The organism is Streptomyces sp. NPDC002868 (genome assembly GCF_055563295.1).
The window spans coordinates 210,054-231,740 of sequence record NZ_JBVHDR010000003.1 but is presented as its reverse complement, the minus strand read 5'-3'; the positions used below and the strand labels follow the sequence as shown (position 1 = coordinate 231,740).

8 protein-coding genes are annotated in these 21,687 nt (G+C 68.7%); 1 reads left to right on the top strand and 7 read right to left on the bottom strand.

Going from position 1 to position 21,687, the window contains the following annotated elements:
* Positions 1 to 19 precede the first annotated feature (19 nt).
* The 3 genes from ACZ3H8_RS11815 to brxD form a co-directional block, all read right to left on the bottom strand.
* Complete coding sequence (locus ACZ3H8_RS11815) at positions 20 to 1,978, bottom strand: DNA/RNA helicase domain-containing protein (protein ID WP_467400420.1); 1,959 nt, start codon at positions 1,976 to 1,978, stop codon at positions 20 to 22.
* Between the two features lie 147 nt (positions 1,979 to 2,125).
* Entirely contained in the window at positions 2,126 to 4,249 is a 2,124-nt protein-coding gene (locus tag ACZ3H8_RS11810; protein ID WP_467400418.1) for a DEAD/DEAH box helicase, read from the bottom strand.
* Positions 4,249 to 5,583, bottom strand: coding sequence for a BREX system ATP-binding protein BrxD (gene brxD / locus ACZ3H8_RS11805; protein ID WP_467400415.1), 1,335 nt, complete (start codon positions 5,581 to 5,583; stop codon positions 4,249 to 4,251). Before brxD ends, ACZ3H8_RS11810 begins: the two co-directional genes overlap by 1 nt.
* A gap of 130 nt (positions 5,584 to 5,713) precedes the next feature.
* Here brxD and ACZ3H8_RS11800 point away from each other — a divergent pair, with 130 nt between their 5' ends.
* Positions 5,714 to 6,427: a DUF3800 domain-containing protein gene (locus ACZ3H8_RS11800; RefSeq protein ID WP_467400413.1), complete on the top strand. Its 714-nt coding sequence runs from the start codon at positions 5,714 to 5,716 to the stop codon at positions 6,425 to 6,427.
* A 128-nt stretch (positions 6,428 to 6,555) separates the two neighbouring features.
* Here the strand turns inward: ACZ3H8_RS11800 and pglZ are convergent, their stop codons facing one another.
* The 4 genes from pglZ to pglW are packed head-to-tail and all read right to left on the bottom strand — an operon-like array spanning position 6,556 to position 21,609.
* Positions 6,556 to 9,435: a BREX-2 system phosphatase PglZ gene (gene pglZ / locus ACZ3H8_RS11795; protein ID WP_467400410.1), complete on the bottom strand. Its 2,880-nt coding sequence runs from the start codon at positions 9,433 to 9,435 to the stop codon at positions 6,556 to 6,558.
* Positions 9,432 to 13,343, bottom strand: a complete 3,912-nt coding sequence (pglY, locus tag ACZ3H8_RS11790; protein WP_467400407.1) for a BREX-2 system ATPase PglY — start codon at positions 13,341 to 13,343, stop codon at positions 9,432 to 9,434. Before pglY ends, pglZ begins: the two co-directional genes overlap by 4 nt.
* Positions 13,344 to 13,345: 2 nt before the next feature.
* The gene (pglX, locus tag ACZ3H8_RS11785; protein WP_467400405.1) at positions 13,346 to 16,960 is read right to left on the bottom strand and encodes a BREX-2 system adenine-specific DNA-methyltransferase PglX; all 3,615 of its coding nucleotides are present in this window, start codon (positions 16,958 to 16,960) and stop codon (positions 13,346 to 13,348) included.
* Positions 16,957 to 21,609: a BREX system serine/threonine kinase PglW gene (pglW, locus tag ACZ3H8_RS11780; RefSeq protein ID WP_467400403.1), complete on the bottom strand. Its 4,653-nt coding sequence runs from the start codon at positions 21,607 to 21,609 to the stop codon at positions 16,957 to 16,959. Before pglW ends, pglX begins: the two co-directional genes overlap by 4 nt.
* Positions 21,610 to 21,687 lie beyond the last annotated feature (78 nt).

Below are 21,687 nucleotides of genomic sequence, written 5' to 3'. Positions count from 1 at the left end.
CGACATGGCCGTGAGTGGATCAGTCGGTCGGTCGGGGCTTTCGCTTCCGCTTGCGGATCGGCTGCTCAGCGATGGTGCCCGAGATCAGCCGGCGCAGTGCATCCCGTGTCTCCCGGTCCTCGGCGTATATGACGGTGCCCGTGCGGGCGCGGGTGAGAAGGACGTGATAGGCGTTCCTGACACAGCGCTCGACGTCCGCGTCGTCGGCCGATCGCTTCTTGAGCTCACCGTCATGGGTCTTGCTCCGGTCCACGACGAACCCGTTGCCTCGCCACACCAGATCCGGGCCAATGATGACGCCGTTCCAGTCGAACTCGAAGTTCTGGGCCGTGTAGATGCAGCCGACCTGGCCGAAGCCGCGGTCATCTGTCGCCCATTGGCTGGTCTCCGGAACACCTTCTTCGGTCACCGCTGCATGGGCATTCCAGGGCCGATGCCAGTCGCCGATCTGAACCTCCATCCTCAGTAGCCCGTCGTCGGGTGCACGCCACTCCCAGCAGAAGCCGGCCGTCATCCGTGCACTCGCTCCGTCGGTGAGGCGCTTCTCGAGGAATGTCTCCAACTCCTCAGGTGTCTCGGCGAAGCGGAGGTCGAAGCGGCCGTCGGGTGTCCAGGGCCTGGGGCTGGTTCTGGCGAGTCCCAGCAACTCGGTGACCCAGTTGCGGAATTCGATGCTGCCTTCGGCGCGGAACATTCCCGGTAGCTGATGGACCACGGCCTCGCAGTCCATTGCGGCCGCGCGCTCCTTGAGGTAATCGACAGTCCCCACCTCCCCAGGCCGAAGCGACTGCCAGTCGTCGAGCAGAAACACCGGCACTTCGGCGGCGGAGATCAGCTCGTCTGCCTGTGGCCAACCGCGTTCCTTGACCGATCGGGGGACGTACTGGCCATCAGACACGGTTCGAATGCGATGAGCCTCGTCGCAGATAAGGACTTCGATCGAATTCTCAGGAACATCGCCGAACGTCTGGAAAAAGCGGAAGTCCTGGCGAGCCTGCCGCTCGGCCCGGCTCTTCTGGCCCCGTGGTGCCGCATCCTTGGCGGCCGCCCGCAGGTTCTTGGTAAAAGATGCCGACCCGCTCGCATGCACCACATGCCGCCCCTCCTGCTTCATCGTGCGCAGAAGCTCCACGGCGACGGCTGTCTTCCCGCTGCCGGGACCTCCCTGGATGATGACGACCTTCTTCTTCGCCCTGCTGGGGCGACGGACGGTCTCGTACACCTCCCGGAAGGCCATCTCCTGCTCCTCCTGGAGGGCGTACACCGGGTGCGGTTCGCCTACCCGGCTGAAGGCTTCGCTCGAGGACGGTGCCTCGTACTGCTCCGCTCGGAGGAGAACCTCTGCCGCGCGGAGGCCGGGTTTCGCCGCCAGTCGGCTTCGGAGGAACGAGGCGAAGCCGTCCATGCGGTCCGCGCCGTAAAGACTGCCAAAGGCGTTGGCGGGCAGTTCGTAGAGCTGCTCGATGCCGTCTGTCGCGTTGTGTAACAGAGCTGCCCCCGCGATGCGGTCGCGATGGCCGTGCAGCGGGGCGAGATGCTGGATGAGGTACTCGCAGTACCGCTGCACCTGCCGCACCGGATGCAGCTTCAGCTTGTCGTCGCCGATGTCGACGGCCACGGGGTTGTCGGGCCAGACCTGGGCTCGTCGCCACTGCTTCAACTCGACAAGGACATACGACAGATCATCGGTCAGCGGGTGCCGCCCGGCGAGGACGACATCGACGTCTCCGTCGCGACCGGGCAGCTTGTACTCGATCATGACCTCCACTGCGCCGAGGCCCAGCCTGTTCAGTAACTCGATGACCGGTGGGAGGCTCCGGTCCCAGGACCGGATCAGCCCGGCACCTGGGGCAGAGTTCCGGTCCGCGCGGTGCACCATGCCGTACTCGGCTATCAGCAGCTCGGTGAGGGGGAGATGGGCCGTACCGCTGGGCCTGATGTACGGAGAGAGGTCGGCGGCCGACTTCTGGAGCAGCAAGGAAGATCCCCCATGGCACGAAAGAACTCGTGCGGGTGGGGGCATGTCCGGTGTACGGAAGCCCGTCGGGCCGCAATGACGGCCAGTACGTTAGCGGGCGCCTGCTCGGCAGGTGCAGGGACCCTGCAAGGAAGCGGGTTTACCGGCTCACGAACGCGTGATGAGCAGACGCACCGGCTCGGCAAGTGCGGCAGACGCACCTTCGAAATCCGCCAGCCGGGCAGCGACGGTGGCGACCGCCAGCCGCTCGGGAAGTGCGGCAGAGAACTTCAGCCCTCGCACCGCACGCCGGTCGACGTCGGGCAGGACCAGCGCCTCGCCGGCGTCTGCGCGGGCCTCCCGCCACATCTCCGCGGTCAGGTCCTCCCGAAGCCGCACAAAGCCGTCGGTCGGCCGCTGCACAGGATCGGAGATCGACGACAGGGTCGCGGCCAGCGTCGCATTGGCGCGATAACCGGCCCAGGTCCACCAGCGCACGTCCTCTCCGGCCCGGGTGACCAGTGTTCCGGCAGGATGCGCGAGGTCCGGCGCCTTCTCCTCACGCCATTCCTGCAGGCAAGCCTGGGCTCGGCGGGTCAACGCGACGGGTGGATCGGCGCCCAGCAGCACCTCCCGCATCGCGCGGGTGAGGTCGTACGACAGTCCGGCGATGCCTCCGCCGGTCCACTTGGCGATGCCTCCGCCGTCGGCCGGCTCCACGAAGGCGCGTCGTCGCTGCCAGTCGATGAACGTGACGTGCCAACTGCGCCCACCGAGCAGCAGCCGCCGTGGTCCGGGGCGCTCCTCGGTCAGTACCGATGGATCGGTCTGCCCGATCTCCGTACGCCCTGACAGGACGGTGAACTGCGGTGGGGCGGTGAACGAAGCAGTCAGTTCAATGAAGTGCCGCTGCCCGAAGCGCCGTTCGGCCTCCGGACCTATGAAGAGCAGACCTCCGTCCTCGTCGAGGAAGCCCTCGTCGACCAGATGCCGCAGTACAGGCTCGGCAGACCGGTCGAAGGGGGCCAGCCCATTCCACTCCCGGTCCCACAACTGATCGCCGATTTTGTGCTGTTGAAGGGTCACGGCAAGGAGCTGCTGCGCGACCAGGTGCCGGGGCTCCGGCGGCGCGATCACCGGTTCGACCCAGCCGCGCCCCCACAACAGCAACAGGCCCGCCGCCTGGAGCAGCGTGTCCTCACGCGTGGCCAGAAACAGGCAGTTTCGTACGCTGCCTGCTCGTCGCCCGGTTCTGCCGATGCGCTGCAGGAAGGATGCGACGCTGCCTGGTGAGTCGATCTGGATGACCCGGTCCAGGTCGCCCACGTCGATGCCGAGCTCGAGGGTCGAGGTCGAGACGATCACACAGTCCCGTGCCTCGGCGAACGCCTGCTCCGAGCGGGCCCGCTCCTCGGCCGACAGCGAGGCGTGGGACAGGAAAGTGGTGACCTCGCGGGCTCGCAGCGCCGCGCCGAGCTCTTCGACCTGGCGTCGCGAGTCGCAGAAGACGAGACGTTTCTCGCCGCGGTTCAGGGCCGCAATGAGTTTTGCGGCGTTGTCCAGCGACCCCACATAGTCGAGCTCGACCTCACCGGCGGGCGGCGCACTGGCGGGGGCGGCCGTGAGAGGAGGTGCGACGACATGCCCGGTTCGCTTGCCCGCGCCCGCTCCCTGCAGCCAGGTGAGGAGCTGCTCGGGGTTGCCGACCGTCGCTGACAGCCCCACGCGCTGAATACGCCTGCCTGTTACCCGCTCCAGCCGCTCCAGTACGGCCAGGAGATGCCAGCCCCGGTCGTCTCCGGCGAATGCGTGGACCTCGTCCACGACCACCGCTCGTACTCTGCCGAGAAGCCGGGCATGGTCGGTCTTCACCCCGAGCAGCATTGCCTCGAGCGACTCAGGTGTGGTGAGCAAGATGTCTGGTGGTGCGGTACGGATGCGGCTGCGTTGTGACTCCCGGGTGTCTCCGTGCCACAGGGCAGCGCTCCGGCCCAGCCACTGGGCGTACGAGTCGATACGGTGCGCCAAGTTGTTCAGCAGAGCCTTCAAGGGGCACAGGTAGAGCACCGAGGCGCCTGTCCAACGCTGCTGTGCCATCGCGGAGAGCAGGGGAAAGCACGCGGCCTCGGTCTTGCCGCCCGCTGTCGGCGCGAGCAGTACCGCGTCCTCGCCGTCGATCAGGGGACCAATCGCAGACCGCTGCAATGGACGCAGGTCGGGCCAGCCAAGGGTGTTGACGATGTGGTGCAGGACGACGGGGTCGAGTCGATCCAACGGATCGGCCGCCGCCATCACAGCTCCAGGTCGATGTCGTCGGCCGTCCCGCCGGCAGCGAGATTGCGTTCCGTGTCGGTGAGTTCGCTGCCGGAGAGGGTCAGCCGGTAGTGCTGTCGCGGATCGAAGTCGTCGAACTGGTCGATGCGGTCGAGCACATCACCGACGAGCTTCTTGAGGAACAGCCGGGGTGCCACCCCGACTTTGCCGCCGAGGGCCCCGCCGACCGCTCGGGCCAGGTCGGCGATGTACGTGTCGTCCGCCACCGCCTTGATTCGCTCCGGTGCTGTGGCGCCGCTCGCATACAAATCACGGATGGTGATCCCCAGGCCCACGAGAGAGTCCATGGTGAATCCGGGAAGTCGCACCTGCACGGCGCGAGGGTTGTCGAAGCGCGGATCGGTGGTGAAGTCGGTGGCCAGCCGCTGGGCGAGCGGAGCGAGGCGCTGGACGCCCTGCTGGCCGTCGTAGAAGGCGGGTGTCCCCGTGATCACAAGGTAGAGGCCGGGGAATCGTCCCGAGTGCACCTCGTCGATGAGTTGCCGCAGCGCGTTCAACGCCTTGTCGCGTGCGTCGGAGCGGACCCGCTGCAGGGTCTCCACCTCGTCGAGTACGACAAAGAGGCCGGTGTGTCCAGAGTCCCGGAGCACGGTGAGCAGCCCTTGAAGGAAGCCGAACGCACCGAAGTGGTCGAGGTCGCCGCGTACCCCGGCTGCCCGGCGTGCGGCGGCGGCCACATGCGGCTGCCCTCCCAGCCAGGCCAATACGGCTGCGGCGGTGCTCTCGTCCCCTGCAGTGAGGGCGGTGCGGTAGCCGCGCAGCGCAGCGGCGAAGGCCGGGGCATGCCGGGAGACCTCGTCGAGCCGCGCCGTCATCAACCGCTGGACTTCCTCCGGCAGTTCCTCCTCACCAGTCCCGGCGGCGAGTGCGTCCTCTTCCAGCGCGTAGAACCAGGCGTCCACGATGGGACGGAGCGCACTGGGCGCGAAGCTGGATGTGGCCAGCCGCTCGGTGAGACGTCGGTAGACGGTCTCCAGCTTGTGCAGGGGAGTCTCGGTCTCGGCGATCTGGATCTCGGCGACGGCGAAGTTGCGGCGTTTGGCACGCTCACCGAGCCAGCGGGTGAAGAACGTCTTGCCGGATCCGTACTCACCCCGCACGGCCTTGAACACCGACGAGCCCGAGGCCACGGCGTCCAGTTCGGAGTCCAGAGCGGTTTCGAACCGCCCGAGTCCGGTAGCGAGCAGATTGAGCCCGCTCTCGGGCACGGCTCCCCGCCGAAGCGCATCGATCACATCACGGCGGCGGGCCCTGCTGACGGGGGTCGTTCGGTTCCGGCGGTCTGCACTCACCCCGCCAGTCTTCCATCCGGCCCGGGGCGCCGTGGCCGTGCTGGTAGGCCGGTACCCCGGTTCGTCGCCGACCGGTCGGCAAGGGGCAACTCCAAGCTGCCGCGGCGTCGTTGTGTGCCACAATCACCGTGTGTTGCTCACCTATGTCGATGAGTCATATGACGAGGACCACTATTGGATGGTCGCGCTGCTCGTGGCCGAGCAGCACCTCCGTCCGCTCGGGCGCGCGCTCGACTCGGTGGTGCGCAAGGCTGCCGAGAGGTATCCCGTCGAGGAGAGCGCCGAGTTGCACGGACACGCCCTCGTCCAGGCACGGGAAGACTGGACCCGCATGGGCAACAAAGGCAACAACATGATCCGCGCCCGGATCGGCGTCTACGCGGACGCCATGAAGGCGATTGCGGCGCACGATGTACAGATCATCGTCCGCGGGCTCGACGTCCTGGCGTACCAGGCGCGGCACGGAGACTCCTGCCGCCCCCACCAGATCGTCCTTCGGCAGCTGCTGGAGCAGATCGACCACTGTAGTCATGGGGTGGGCCAGCTGGCGCTGGTGATCGCTGACGAGATCCACGGGGCCGACGACCATCGACAGCACTTCCGTGACTACCAGCGGGACGGCACGGGCGGCACGCTGAGCAGCATGCTGCCGTGCATCGTCGACACCATTCATTTCGCCCCGTCGAAGGCGAGCCGCCTGCTGCAGGCCGCTGACCTCATCGCTTATCTGCACCGGCGGCTGATCAGCGGGCAGGACGCGGACTCGCGCGCGCGAAAGGCGAACGAGTTGCTGTGGTCCCATGTCGAGCCGCGGGTGGTCCACCAGCAGTGCTGGGCGCCCTGAGATGCACAAAGGCCCCGCAACCGCGGGGCCTAAGGCGAATCGGGCGTCAGTTTCTGGTGACGGCCTGATTCGGAGGCTAGCACAAGCCCCTCACTCTGTCAGTGGGGCGCATCACTGTCGGTAGTTGATCAGGTGAGCTCGAACTGATCCCGCATCAAGCGCGTATTGAGCCGCAGTGTGCGGCCGTCCGGGAGGGTTTCCAGGACCTGGACACCGTCGTAGTTCAGCAGCTGTCGCAGGACGGCCGCGAAGCCGTCTGCACGGGTGGCGAGCAGGCCGATGCGCTGCGCCAGCGCCGTCACCGGGAGGGTGCCGCCCGCGTCGAGCAGTGCACATACCGCCTTCTCCACCCGGGCGAGGTCCGGCTTGCGCGCCAGCAGCTGCACCTGGGCCAGGAAGGTCTCCGAACCGAGCAGTCCGTTCACCAGCGCATCGTCGGGCGACACCAGCTCCGGAGCGAGCAGGACACCTTCTGTGCTGGGCACCAGGGTGACGTCGAAGAGTGACTGCTCGCCTGCGGCAGCGCGCTCGGCCTCCTCCTGCCGTTTCTTCGCCGCCTTCTTCGACGGCACGGGTGACACCTCAGCCACACGGGGGTACGTCGGCTGCGGTTCAGGCGTGCCCGGGGTAAGAGACCACCACGACGGCTGCTGACTGCCCAGTTCCCGCCAGCCCTTCGGCGGCGTCGCTCCGAACGGCAGAAAGGCCAGCACCGGGATGGTGAACTCGGCGAGCGCCGCGCCTCCGTGGTAGCCCGCCTTCAGAGCCGTGTAGCGGGAGTCCGCGTCCCACAGGGCGACGATGGCACCGCCCGGTTCGGGGGAGACCACACGCGGCCCCGCCAGCGCGACCTCCGTCTCTGCAAGCGACCCGCCGGGCGTACGGTGCCGGGCCGACTGCATGCCCTCGGCCTCCACCTTCACGCCGTGCCGGTCGATGACATGCCCGTGATCGCTGGTGAGGATGACCGCGCGGCCCTGGCCGGCGGCGACGCGCAGCAGCTCCCGCAGCTTCCCTATCTGGTCGAGCCGCCATGCTCCGTCGCCGAGCTTCTGTTCCGTGGCGAGCCGGTCATCGACGGTGTTGAGGACCACCGCGACATGAGTACGGTCACTGGCGAGCGCCTCGTCCAGCTCAGGTCCGAAGGGGGCGCCGCCGGTCTCGCTGCGCAGGGCGTCCTTGTGGAAGACCGCCACGCTCTGATCGCCCCAGAAGCGGTGGGAGGGGAAGAGCCGCTTCTCGTCGGCCTGTGAACCCTCCATGAGCCGGGCGGCGAACAGCGAGGTGCGCGACACCGACGTGATCGTCGGCAGCGCAGCGGCCATGGCCCTGCGGCGCGGGGCGTCTTTCGTGCCGGGCAGAGGGTCGTACTCCGCCCAGTGCTCACGCAGTTCCTCGCCCAGTTCCGCGGCGATCGCCGCGCTCATCCCGTCGAGGACGAGCATGAGCACTCGACGCTCCCCGGCCTTCACCACCGGGCCCACGACCCGCGGGAGGAATGACTCCACGGTCAGCATGGAACCGGGGTCTGTGCCGCCCGTCGTCCAGGTGGCGAGCGTCAGCGCGAAGTGCCGGTCGGCCTCCCGCCGGAGTGCCCGCGTCGAGACGCACAGGGTGTCGTACGCGGACTTCAGTACGGGATCGGGGTCGCCCCCCGCCTCGATGTGTTCCAGAGCCAGGTCCACCCACCCGGTCTCGGCGACATGCCGACCGATACCGGCCGCCACTGTCTCCGCTTCCACCGGCGGATCGGTCGCGAGCCACTGGGCAAGCCGTTGCGCCATGCGCGCCCGCTCGATACGGGTACGGGCGTCGGCATCCGGGGCGAGCCGGTGCCGGCTCAGCGACTTCACGGCCTCGGCGGTCCGCTGCGGATCGCCGACGACGAGGGCCCGCCCGACGGCCGCGAAGCGAGCCTCAAGTCCCGCCGCCAGCAAGGGGCTTGTCTCGGCGGCTCGCTCCGCACCGAACTGCCGCACCAAAGAGGCTGCCCGATCCAGTACAGCCCCGGTCAGCCGCCGCGCCCGCCCTGCGTCCTCGTCCAACTCGGAACGACCGCTCAACAGCAGGGCGGACACGAGCTCCTCGCAGGCGCGACCGAAGGCGGCCACGAGTGCGTCGAGGGTTTCGCCGTGTGCGGGCGGCTCGTCCCCGAACCAGCGCTCGGCGCGCCCACGAGCGCGGTAGTCCTCGGCGTCCGCCGATGTGTCGGCGTGGACCCAGAGCGCCGCGCACACCAGCCCGAACGCGACCGCGTCCGGCCCGTGTTCGGCTCCGACCAGCGCCAGCAGCGCGCGCCCGGTGAGCCCTGCCTGGTCCTCCTCGCTCAGGAACCGGGCGAGCCCGGCGCGCTCGGGCGCTCGCAGCGCGAGGAGCCGCTCCGGGCCGCCGGGCGCGAGCGACCAGCGCAGCAGGGTGTGGACGTCCAGCCCGTCGTCGCCCGCCGCCGGACTGTGCGGGCCGCGGTCGGGGTCATAGCGGCCGATGCCGAGCCGCCGCAGGGTGAGTGCGGCCAGCGCATCTGTGCGGGACAGTACGCCGCCGGTGAGCTGGGACCAGCCGCCGGGCGGGGTGGCGTCCAGGAGTGCTTCGGCGGCCCAGTTCTCGTCGAAGAGGCGGTGGTCGGTTCCGCCGGCGCCGAACGCCTCGCGCACGACGTCCCAGGTGTCGACGGTGTTGACGCGCTGCTTGTGAACCTTGGACAGGAGGTCGGGGCCGAGCTCCGCCTCCTCCCGGTCGGTGAGCACGACCAGCACCTCGGGGCCGGACGGGTCCGCCGCACCGAGGTGGGTCAGCACCAGCTCGTACACGGCGAGCGGGGACGGTGCTGCGGCCACCAGCGCTCGCCGCTCGCCCCAGGACAGCTCGGGTCGGCCGTCCCAGGCCGGGGCGGCGCGCAGCAGTACGGCCTTGCGCCTGCCGGAGGCGAGTCCTGACTGGGACGCCAGGTATTGGGTGACGGTGGCGGTGTTGAGCCGCACCGCGCTGGTGATGACTGCGGTACTCACTCCACCACCCGCCAGGTGATCTCGATGGTGGCGTCGGGTTCCCGTGTCGCCAGTTCGTCCAGTTCGGCCCGCAACGAGGCGAGGGCCTGCGAGGCCTTGGTCCGGCCGCCGCCCGAGCGTGGCGTGCTGCCCGTGCCCGGAGTGTGCGTTGTCGGTACGGGCGGGTGGCTTGTGCCGGTATGCAGATTGACCGAGCCGGGCGTCCGCGCGGGCGGGACGGGCAGCGGTGCCACCGGGGTGGGTGCGGGCTGGTTCGCCATCCGGCTGCGCCCGAGCAGGGCGACGACGGCCTTGCGCGCCTCGTTCAGCGCGTTCACCAGGTTCGAAGTCCGCTGATCCACGCGGGCCGCGCCGCGCAGCGACTCCAGCAGCGCCTCGCCTTCGGGTCCGCAGTTGGGTGCGAGGGCGAGGGTGTCCCAGGCGGCGGTCGCCAGCGCCGAGGCAACGGCCTCGGCCTGCTTGATGGACGTCCCGTAGCGGCTGGGGGAGACCTCACCGAGGTCGACGGAGGCGAGGGTGGTGATCACCTGCTTGGCACCGCCGGTGCCACCTGCCGGACCCCGGTCTGCGGCGATCAGCGCATCGAGCAGGGCGAGGGAACGCCGAGCGAGCGCGAGGCGCCCGGACTCGTCGTTCTCGGCACCGCCGTCCAGGTCGAGCAGGCGGGCGTGTTTCTCCAACTCCCGCACGAGATCGGCCGCGTGCGGCTGGAACCTGCGGGCCTGACCGGTGATCTGCCGTGCGAACTGGCTGACCATCCGGCCACGTCGCAGCGTCGGCGGCTTCTCGCCGAAGATCTCCTGGTAGCGCTCCCCGGCTTCGCGCCACACGGATTCCTCCGGCAGCGGCTGGGCGCGCAGCGCGTCGCCCGACTTGACGGCCGAGGGCTCGGGCGCCGGGTCGAGCAGCGCGCCGGCCCGCACCCACACCCGGTCGTCCATCTCCGCGTAGGAGGCGATGACGAGGTTGGCGAGGAAGGGCTCCAGGCCCATCGGCTCGGGCCGGTCCAGCCATTCGGCGAGGCGTACGACGGTGAGGTCGCCGGTGACACCTTCGTTGCGGGCCTGCTGGTGGAAATGGTCGACCCAGCGGGTGGACAGCTGGAAGTACGCCTCCTTCTGCTGCCCGAGCCCGAGTGGCGTGGCGATGCGCCGCATCAGCGTCCGGTCCTTCGCAGGTACGTCGACGGCTCGGTCGGGTGCCTCAGTCGCGGCCCGGACATGGGCGAAGACGATCCTGGCGTCGGCGGGCTTCACCGCGGGGCCGGTGCCCTCGGGGTCGAGGTCGGGATGGGCCGGGTACTGATGGGCGAGCAGCTTGCCTGCCACCGTCCGAGCCGCGTCGTGCAGCGACTGGCCGAAGCCGGGCTTCAGATCCGGCACGTCGGGCAGCGGCTCGAAGTGGTCGCCGAAGGCGACGTCGACGTCGGCGGGCTTCTTGTCGGCCAGCCCGTACGCCTGCTTGAACGCCGTCTTCACCGTCTTGATGAGCGAGTCGCGCTGGCTCTCGAGGAGGCCCTTGGCGCGGGCCCGGTTGTCGGCGTTGAGGTGCGAGGCGTACTGGCTGTCGAAGCGCTGCGGGTCGGCGAGCGCGGAACTGATGGTGACCAGGCGGCAGAAGTCCTGGAAGCGGGCGGCCGACAGATGGGTGGGGATCCAGGCTACGGTGCGGGACCGCTCGGTCTGCCGGGTGCGCAGGTCGCGAATGCGGTTGGCGTCGTCGACGGGGCCGTACTCGCCCTCGTCGTAGGGCAGATCGATCACGAACCGCCAGCTGGTCTCGTCGCTGGGTGAGAACTCGTGGTCGGGCATGTCGTCGCGGTCGGCGATATTGCCGAAGATGACCTCGGCGGTGCGGTTCGAGCCGCGCCAGACGAACTTCAGCTCGTCGGCGCCCATCTGGCCCAGATCCTGGATGCCCAGCTCCTCGCGCAGTAGCTGCTTGGCCAGGGTGCTGCGGTTGGACTGGTTGTTGTTGACGTTGGCGTTGGCGATGACGGAGTCGACGTCCACACCGGCCAGTTCGAGCCGTACGCCCGGGTTGACCTCGGTTCCGGTCGGCTTGATCTCGGCGAAGCGGGACGCCCACTCGGCGATCTTCGGCTGGACCGTGCCGACCTCGGTGCCTGGGATCGGGGCGACCACCGAGCCGTGGTTGAGCGCGACCAGGCGGCGGATCGTCAGATCACGCAGGGCGGGCACGCTGGGCGCGAGCGCGGACAGCAGCAGGGTGCATATCAGCCGGTTGTCGCCGGTGAAGGCGAAGCATCGCTGAGTGAGCTGGCGGTCGGTGATGGTCTCGGGCCGGTGCCGGTAGCGCTCGATGTCCTCCTCGGTGACCTCGTAGAAGCCGAGGAGGTACGGACGGAGCTTGGTCCTGTACAGCTTGTCGGCCGCCGTGAACTCCGCCTTCAGGCTGTCCACGAACGGCTTGTCGCCGCCGTCCGCGATCACCGGGTAGAGGTCCCCGAGCGGGATCAGCTGCTCGAGTCGTGCGTCGTCGCGGTGGTCGGCCAGCAGCTGGCCCATCAGCTTCAGACCGGTACGGGAGCGCTGCAACGCGGACGAGATATGGACGAGGGTGTCCATGAAGGCGGGCGAGAAGGGGTACGTCAGCCGGAACGACTCCTCGTCCGCGCCGGTCGTGCCGTCCGAGCCGAGCAGCGTGTCCCACACCTGCGGTCCGGCCTTCTTGGCCTTGGTGAATGCCGCGTCGAGCTGTGCCGCGGCCTCGGCGTCCTTGGGCTTGAGCAGGCGGGCATGGGCGATCTGCGGGAGGTTGCGGTCCTCCAGGGTGATCTTGTCGAAGCGTCCCGACGCCAGGTTGAGGCTGTCCTGGATCGAGGTCTCGGCCGCGCCGGAGACCTCCTCGCCAACCAGTTCTCGCAGGTCGCGCTGGCGTGCGATGAACGACACGATCGGGATGGCCCGGCGGGAGTCCGCACCCTCCACGAAGTTGGTGATCTTCCCGGCTTCCCGGGAGACGAACTTCTGGTTGTGGATGAGAGTGGCGAGCCACAGGATCAGCTCGTCGAGGAACAGGATCAGACCGTCGTAGCCGAGGGACTTGGCGTGCTCGGCGATGACGGCGAGGCCGGCGTCGAGGGATATGAAGCCCTCCTCGCCCTCGGAGGCGTTCTTGGCGAAGCCCGGGAACCAGCCGGCGATCGCGTCGTGCACCAGCTTGGCGCGGAGCTCGACGGGCTTGGTCGGGTTGACCAGATTGAGCGAGGTCTCGGTGCCGTCCGGTTCCGGGGCGGCGAGCGCGGTGTCGAGCAGGGCGGGAGTCCAGGAGAACCCGACGCCCCATTCGCTGACCGGGCCGGAGGCCGAGTCGGAGCCGCCGAGCCCGTCGATGAACTTCTCGTCGCCGATCTTCGCGCGCAGCCGTTGCACGTCCTTGAAGAGGTTGTCCGTCCGGTACACCTGAGGGGTGGGCGCGTCCTTGTGCAGGGCCTTGACGTGGGAGACGTACCCGCCGAGGACGCGCTGTTCCAGGGACTTGGCGTCGAGCATGTGGTACGGCACGAGCAGGAAGTTCTTCCGCTCGGTGCCGAGCCACTCGTGCCGGGCGAGCAGCGGGTCGAAGTCGGCGCGGGCGCGGGCCGCCTGGTCGCCCTTCAGCAGGGCGTGCAGTACAGCCATGAAGTGCGACTTACCGGAACCGAACGAGCCGTGGAGGTACGCGGCCTTCGAGGTGTGCCCGTCCAGCGCGGCCTTGATCAGGTCGAGGGCCTCGTCGAAGTTCTCCAGCAGCCGCTCGGTGACGACGTAGTCCCGCAGCGCGCGGGCGGCACCGTCCTCGGTGACAGCCTCGGCGAGCTTCAGCACGAAGTCGGAGGTGGAGATGGACGGCTTGATGTCGATGACATCGCGCAGCAGCGGCGGCTGGGTGTTGTTCGCGGCCATGGTCACTTCCCCTTGGTGGTACGGCGAGCACGGACGGGAGCGGCCGAGCGCCAGGCACGCAGATCGTCGTCGGTGAGGCCGAGCCTGTCCTGGTGGATCGCGCGCTGGCCGGCGAAATAGCTCGCGGGGGAGCCGCTGTAGAGGGCCTCGAAGTCGCCGTGCCACTGGTTCAGCCAGGGCTGAAGCTCCAGGAGCCCGGCGAGGTACGGGACGAGCTCCTCGTCGGATGGGGGGTTGGTCGCGATGTGCATGACGAGCGCGAACGCCTGCTCCTGGTGGTCCCAGCCCGCCCAGCCGAGCAGGTCGGGGGCGCCCGGGATGGTGGTCGTGGCGTAGGAGATGAAGCGCTCCTTCGGTACGTCGAGCTTGCCGCGGGCCCGCCAGTAGGAGGGCTTGAGGAAGTCGGCGGAGGTGTACTTCGGCGGGACGGGGATCGAGTCCCGGATCCTCCGCTTGGCGGGCTCGTCGGGGGCGGCGTCCTCTTGCCGCTGGCGGTCCCAGACGTGCTCCCAGTCGGCGCGCTTCTTCAGGCCGGTGGGCTTGTAGCGCAGGGCGGGGAGGAAGGGGACGTGCTCGTCGGCGAGCAGCTCGGCGACGATGGTGGCAAGTTCCTTGCGGGGCGCGTAGAGGGCGGCGACGGAGACGAAGTCGTTGTTGGCAGCCAGGGAGTTGGTGAGCTGGGCGCGGGTGAGGAGGGTGGGCCGCTCGTCCTGGAACCAGAGGTCGCGGTCCTCGATCTTGTCGAGCAGCCAGGAGCGAAGGGCGCGCTCTTGGAGGGCGTCCCAGCCGTCGGTGGCCCAGCGTCGCTTGTACTCGGGGCGCTCGACCATTCCGATGGCGCGGGAGGACTCGATGGCGTCGATGCGTTTCTGGACGACCTGGCTGTAGGCGTCGGGCCAGTGGGCGGGTATCTCGGTGATGGGGGTGGAGTTGTGCCGCTTGAACCACTCACCGGAGGCTTCGCCGGCTTCGACCCGGCGAGCGAGCACGATCTCGAAGGCGCGCTGGCCGAGGGCGAGTTCGGGGACGTCGGATTCGGGGGCGCGGAGGTCTTCGGCGTGCAGGTTGTAGAGGGAGTAGACCTGCCAGTCGAGCTCTTCTTGGAGGGCGATCATCTGGGCGCGGGTGGAGTGCCACGCGGTGCGGGCCTCCCGGAGGGAGGCGGTGGTGGGGGTGGGTGCGTCGCTATGCGTCAGCGCATGAGGACTGATGGATGCGAGCTTCCCTGAAAGGGTATCGAGAGCAGTGGCGAGGTCGGTGGGAAACGCGACAGGAAGGGGATACCGTTCGATATTTGTACCGTTGAATTGGTAGCTCCAGGACCACGGTTGGTCGGATTGCCCGCCGCCAGATTCGGGACTTCCTCCCTTTTTGTGGCAATTCATCTTCAGCCAGAAGCAGGCGATAGCGCTGTTGAGCAGCCCAAGGAGCCGCAAGTGCTCGTCCTCGCTTGCCTCCTTGTGGAGCTTGATTACAGGCGCAGACTGCTTGAAGACTTTCGTATCCCGGTCCAAAACAAAGTGATCGTGTGTCGCTACCTCTGCGAAAGCGATTGACCAAGCATGCGCGCCTTGATCTTTGGGAAGCTGATGCCACTCCCACCATGGTCGGCCTGCGGAGTTGTATGTACCTCCGGAGAAAGTCGCTCGGCTCCCCAAATCCGTACGGTAAGGCCACAGATCGGCGGAATATGCGGCAGCCCCGTTAAGTGGTTTGAGGTTCTTGTTATCGCTGTAGGGGAAGAATGCCATGTTGTCAGTGGTGACGCTCCAATCGCGGACTTCGTCACCGGCCCCGATCGGAACAAGGTAATCGGACATGGCTGGAGACCATGCTCGGCTCGGGCGAATCATCGCGTCGTCGGCATGGGTCATGCCCACGAAACCGATCCGCTTGGCCAAGGTGTCGATGCCATGTGTGGAATTCGTGTCGATTGCTTCGACCATCTCCAGTCCACCGTCGGCCAAGATCCACGGCTGCCTGCCGAAATATCGCTGCCTATCAAGGTCGTCTACAGACACCCACTCGCTGATCGAGCCTGGATCATCGATCTGACTCACGATGGCGTTCCAGACCAGCCCCTCCGAGCCGTCGTTTGGCGCAGCCGGTTCACCTTGAACACTTCGCACCGTGCGGACCGTCTCCGCGCGGCCACTGCCACTCCGCCGTCGCCCTATCAGGATCGCCGTAGGTGTCCCATGCCCGGGAATGTACGCGCCTGAAGTGTCGATGACCTCCGTCAACTCAACTTTGTGCGCGAAGTACACCTCGATCAACTTGGCTCCGAACTCCCGTTTCATGAAAGAGTTCGCAGTGATCTGGCCAACCATTCCGTAGCCACGGCCCTCGGAGTCGCCAGCCTTCGCCAGCTCGAAGAAACGTTGAGCGAACGGAACCGAAAGTGCGTACGTCCCCGCACACGCGTCATACAGGTCCCTGTATAACGCGTTCAGCTTCTTGTCCTTGACCGTGATGTATGGCGGATTCCCCACCACCACGTGATAGCGCCCCTGCTCCAGAATCCCCTTGTGCTCGTGCACGTCCTCCGTCGCGTACGCGAATTCCGCCAGCTCGTCGCCCGACTCCTCGTTCACCAGGCTCAGTTCGAGCTGTCGCGCTTTGATGAGCGAGTCGCCCACCGCCAGGTGGATCGGCCACTCGTATCTGCCCGCCTCGGCCAGCGTCCGTACGCCCGCCACCGCCATCGCCGCCACCAGCAACCGGAACCGCGCGATAGCCACCGCGAACGGGTTGATGTCCACCCCGTGCACCGAGTCCAGCGCAGCCTTCACCCGCTCGTGAAGCTCACGCCCCGGCTGCCGCTCGCCCCATAACCGCACCAGCCGCCGGAACGCGCCCAACACAAAGTGCCCCGACCCACACGTCGGGTCGATCATCTTCAGCTCGCCGAACGACGCACCTAACTCCCGGACCACCGGGTCCATCGTCCGGTCGAGGATGAACTCCTCAACGAATTCCGGTGTCTGGAGCAGCGCATATGTCTTCCGCGCGGCCTCCGACAGGTCCTGGTACAGATCACCCAGGAACCGCGTGTCCCACCCCTCCGTCCCGTCGTCGTTCAGCGGGTCGGTGAAGTCATGGACAAGGGACGCGCCCTCCCCGTCCCGCTCGCGCCAGAAATCGACAAGCGCCCGCGCCCCGTCATGCGACAGCGGGATCTGGAAGAGCGGATTGTGCCGCTCGTCAAAGAGCAGCTTGCCGGCCTGCCCCGCGCCCAGTTCCGCGAACGCCCGCTCCAGCCAGCCGCGGTACGTCGGGTCCTCACCAGTCGCCACGTAGTCCGCGTACCGCGCCTCCGTCAGGTCCCGGCGCTCGGCCGTTGTACCCGCCAGGTACGGCTCGGGTATCAGCTCGTTGTCCTCGCAGAACCGGACGAACACAGACCCCAGCACCCACGCAACACCGACCTGCGTAACCCGCTCGCCAAGCCAGGAACCCCAAGTCGCCGCCGTACGGCCCAGCTTGAACGCGCGGTCGTACTCGCCCCGCAGCCGCGCACCCACCTCCGGCACGGCCCTGACCTGCTTGCCGAGATCGGCCTCGACCGCCTTGACCTGCTTGATCAGGTCCGTTAACAGCGCCTTGCGGTCGATCACTTCGCCACGTCTCCCGTAAGTACCGTTCCGCCGGCCCGGTGGGCGTTCGTCACCCACGAGTCCGGCAGCACTATCCATTCGCCCAGCCCCGCCTGATACGGCACGGCCGTCGTCCCGAGCCGCGGCGCGCGCGCCGGGTCGGCCTGCGGGCAGAGCAGCCACAGCGGCCGCCCGCCCTGCCGGGCCTGCTCGGCCAGCCGGTCGAGCACCCCCATCGCGTCGTACCGCGCGAACACACCCGCGTCCACCAGCAGCAGAGGAACCCTGGAAGCGCTCACCGACAACAGTCCGCTCACCCGCGGCTCGACCTCGCCCCACGCGGTGACGGCGTACTCGGCGAACTTCGTCGCCGCCACCGAACCCGGCTCCGCGACATCCGCGCGCAGGATCGTCTCCCAGGTGGGCAAGGGGCGCGGGTCCACCTGCTCGTGCAGCGCGCCGAGGAACAGCCCGGTCACCGACACGGCCTCCGCCGCGAAGCGGCCACCGTTTCCGCCCGCGAGTTCACCCACCGCGTCCCGCGCGTACATGGTCCGCACGGTCAGCACCCGAAAACCGTCCCGCCGCGTGGACGCACCCAGCCGCTCCTCCGCCGCGACCGCGCCCCCGAGCTGCGGGTCGTCCGAGTAGCGGGTGGCGACCGCCGTGCCCGTCACCTGCCGCCCCGCGCCCGACGACAGGTAGCTGGAGCCGATGTCGATCTGCCGAGGCAGGTACCGCAAGGTCCGGGTGCCCTCCCGCAGGGACAGCACCAGGTCGAAACCGGCCTCCTGCAAGGCCTTCGTGAGCGGCCCGCCCGTCGGCAGGGAGTGCCCGCCGCGCCCGTCCAGGATCTCGGGGAAGCGGGCGCGCACCCGCTCGTGTACGTCCTCGCCCGTCAGGCCGGGCTGCCAGGCTTCCGCGACACCCGGGATGAGCCGCACCAGTCCGGCCTGGGTGAGCCGCAGCGCCCGTACCAGCGACAGATCGCGCGGGTAGATCTCCAGACGCGGAGTCGCTGCCGCGTTCCGGGAGGCCGCCGCGGCGACCTCCACCGTCCGGCGCTCGTCCCACTCCACGACCCCGCTCGGCGCGCTGATCGCGCCCAACTCGCCCAGCACCGTCGCAGCCGTCGGCAGCGTGTCGAGTTTCGCCAGCCGGTCCGCGACCCGGCCCAGCCGCTGCGCGTAGTCCAGCAGGCCCGGCGCGGACGGCGTCTCGGGTGCGTCGCGTTCCTCGCTGAACTCCAGCGCCAACAGGCCCGCGCCCATCCCCTCATCGGCCGCGTCACGGTTCGCCGCGTGCGAGAACTCGCTCTCGTCCGGGACGAGTTGTTCGACCTCCACCACGGCCCGCACCGCGGCCAGTGCCAGCGCCCGCCGCTGCTCACGCTCCTGCAGCCGCGTGCCACGCCGTACCGCCAGCGCGTCCGCGACCTCCGCCGCAGAGGCGATCCGGCCCAGACTACTCAGCAGCTCCAGGATCTCGGCGCGCAGGGCCTTCACCGCCGCATGCTTCCTCCACCGCGTCCGCTGCGTCTTCAGCATCTGCGGGATACGGCCATGGCTCAGCCTCAGCGCCTCCGCCACGTCCTTCTGCTTCGGCCAGACGCCGATCTCCGGCAGTACGCCGCTCTCGTCGGGCAGGCGCAGCAACAGCCGTACCATCTCGACCTCGTTGCGGTTGGAACCGTCCTTCCTGAGCTCCGGTACGAACAGGGTCGCGAGGGTGTCCAGGCTGACCGTGCGAAGGGCTTGCTCGGGTAGGCCCAGTGCGCTGTCGCTCGCCGCCACAAGCGCCGCCTCGGCCGCCGACAGCTCCTCCTTCGCGGCCTTGCGGCCTTCCGGGGTGAGCGGGGCGGCGGGCTTCTCGGCGAGCAGCTGGCGCCACTCCTTGATGCGGCCGAGGACCTCCTGACGGGTCTTCGAGCCCAGGCCGGGGGCGTTGACCAGGCGGCGCTGGCTGTAGTCGAGAAGCTCGCCGACGGTGTTGACTCCCAGCCCGTAGACGAAGGACTCCGCGGCCGGGCTCAGACCGGACGCCGCGATGGACGTGTTCCGCTCGACATCCGCGGCGATCCGGTCGCGCTGCTGCTCGGCGTTCTCCGGTTCGGCCTCGGCGATTTCCGGGGTGGCGGCCTCGGCGGACTCGCTGTGCGCTGCTCCGTGCCGGGTGCGCCGGGACGAGGGCACCGCCTCGTCCATCGCCAGGAAGATCTTTGTCCAGGCGGCGCGCATCGGCTTCAGGTCGGGAAAGCGCTGCGCCGCATCCCGATGCAGCGCCTTCCGGAAGAACGCGCGCAGGCCCTCACGTACCGCCGAGTCGAAGGCGTCCGCCTGGATCTGCGGGTACGGCTCCTTCTCCGGGTCGGTCTGCCGTGCGGAGACCTTCCCGTCGCCCCACACCGGCAACTCGCCCGAGGCCATCTCATGAAGGGTCGCGGCCAGCGCGTACCGCTCGGCGTGGGCGTCGTAGTAGGAGCGGGTCAGCGTGCCGATGAACGGGTCGAGATAGCCGTCCGTGCCGGCCCCGGTCTCCTTCGCCGGATAACCCGCCAACGAGAAGTCGATCAGCACCAGTTCACGGGTGCGGTTCGGGCGGATACGGATCGCGATGTTGTCCGGCTTGATGTCGCGGTGCCACACTCCCTCGCCCTCGAGGAAGTCCACCGCGCCGAACAGATAGTCGCCGTACGCCTCAAGCTGGTCCACCGACAGGCGGCCCTGCTCGCGCAGCTGACGGGCGACCGTCTCCTCGCGGCGGCGGGACTTCGAGCCGGACGTCGCCGCCTCGGTGTCGGTGTCGCGCTCGTCACCGACGTACTCCATGACGAGGACCGTTCGGCCCCCGATGCGCTGCGGCTCCGGATCGACGAGGCGGATTATTCGCGAGTCGGCGCGCAGCCGCCCCATCACCTCGGCCTCGCGCGCCAGCACCTCGCCGCGGCTGTCGGACAGCGCGACCTTCAGAACGACGAAAGCCTTTGAGCGGCGGGCCTGCGGGTCCGCCTCCAGGTCCCGGACGAGGAAGGCGCGGCTCGTCGAGCCCGTACCGAGTCGGCGGCGCACTTCCCAGCGGCCCGCCAGAACGTCCCCGGCCACCGCGTCCAGCGGGTCCTTCTCCGGCTCGGCGGCCGGGCGCGATACCGGGACCGGAGTCTCGGCGGAGGCGGCCGCAGGCGCGGTCAGGCCCTCCTCGACGATCTCCAGCATCTCCAGGAACTCGTCCGCCGAGGACAGCCGCTGCTCCGGGCGGAACGCCGTCGCCGCCTGCACCAGCTCGTCTATGTCCTCCGACAGACCGTCCACCACCGCGCTCGGCCGCAGGCCCTCGCCCGCCTCCAGGCGCGCCACCAGCTCGGCCTGGCTGGCGGCAGGGGCCTTGCCGGTCGCCAGCAAGTACGTCAGCACGCCGAGCCCGTACACATCCAGCGTGATCGGGTCGGCGTTGAGCGCGGTCAGCTCCGGCGCGAGATACGGGTCGGAGCCCTCCGCGAGATGCGCGCCCGCACGCGAGAACGAGGTCGGCGCCAGACGCTCGCCACCGGGCTCACTCTGTTCAGAGCTGCGCGACACCGCGACCTGCCAGTCCGAGACCTGGAGGTGCGGGCTGAGCCAGGGGGTGTCCTCGCCGCCCGTGCCCACCGCCCGGCGTCGCGTACGAGGGATCACATGGATCGCGCGTGCGGCCAGGGTCCGGTGGAAGATGCGGCGGCCATGCGCCGAGCGCACGGTCTCGGCGAGCTGGCGTACCAGTGCCATGCGGCTGAGGATGTCCAGCTTCTCGCCGTACTGGGTCAGGTACTCGTCCAGGCGCAGCGTCTGTGCGTCATAGTCGAAGATCAGCGCAGGGCCCGCGGAGTGCCCGGAGGAGTCGTACTGCTTGAGCTGTACGACGCCGGGGTGCCGGAACCGCTGCAGCACCGCCGCCTCACGCCTGGCCGCCCGCTCCACCGACGCGCGCAGTCCCGCGTCCGAACCGCGCTCCCGTAGATAGATCCGGATCCGCGCGTCCTCCGGCAGGTCGCTGTGGCGCGCCAGGTAGTCGGCCCAAGTCGGGCCCGAGTCGAAGGACTTCCGGTTCAGCAGGTACGGACCGACCTTGTACTCTGCATCACTTCTCGCGATGCCGACCCGCTCCAGGGCTGCCTTGATCGCCCGGGAACCCGGTCCGTCGATACGGCGCCGCTCCTCACTCGGGGGCTGCTTCAGCATCGTGACCAGATCGCTGACCGTGTACACACCATGCTGGTCGTGAGCGGCCAGTCGCCGACGTAAGGACGAGTCGGTGAAGCACACCGCCTCCGACACCCACACCCTCCGGCCGGCGTTCTGCGACAGCAGCCCGCCTAACTCCTTGGCCTTCTTGTTCGCCAGGTGCAGGGGATTGCCGTGGGAGATCTGACGGCCGCTGGGCTGGGTCTGCAGCCAGCCGCCGTTGCGGGACTCGACCGAGCCGTGCCAGTCCTTCAACTCGATCAGGCACACACCGCCTGGCGAGACGACCAGCAGGTCGACCTCGCGGACATGGCCGGAGTTCGCAGTAAAGGTGAAGTTCGACCAGGCACGCCACGGCTCGGTGTCCGGAAGGTGCTTGCGGACTGCCTCCAGCCCGCGGCGCTCATGCTCGAATTCGGAGTCGGTGACCGTCGTCCACCGGCCGTCCCGCATGCGCCGTCCCCGCTTCATGTTGATCTGTACTGATTACGCTGTTCAGACAGCGAACTCCCCAGCACAGATCGTAACGGG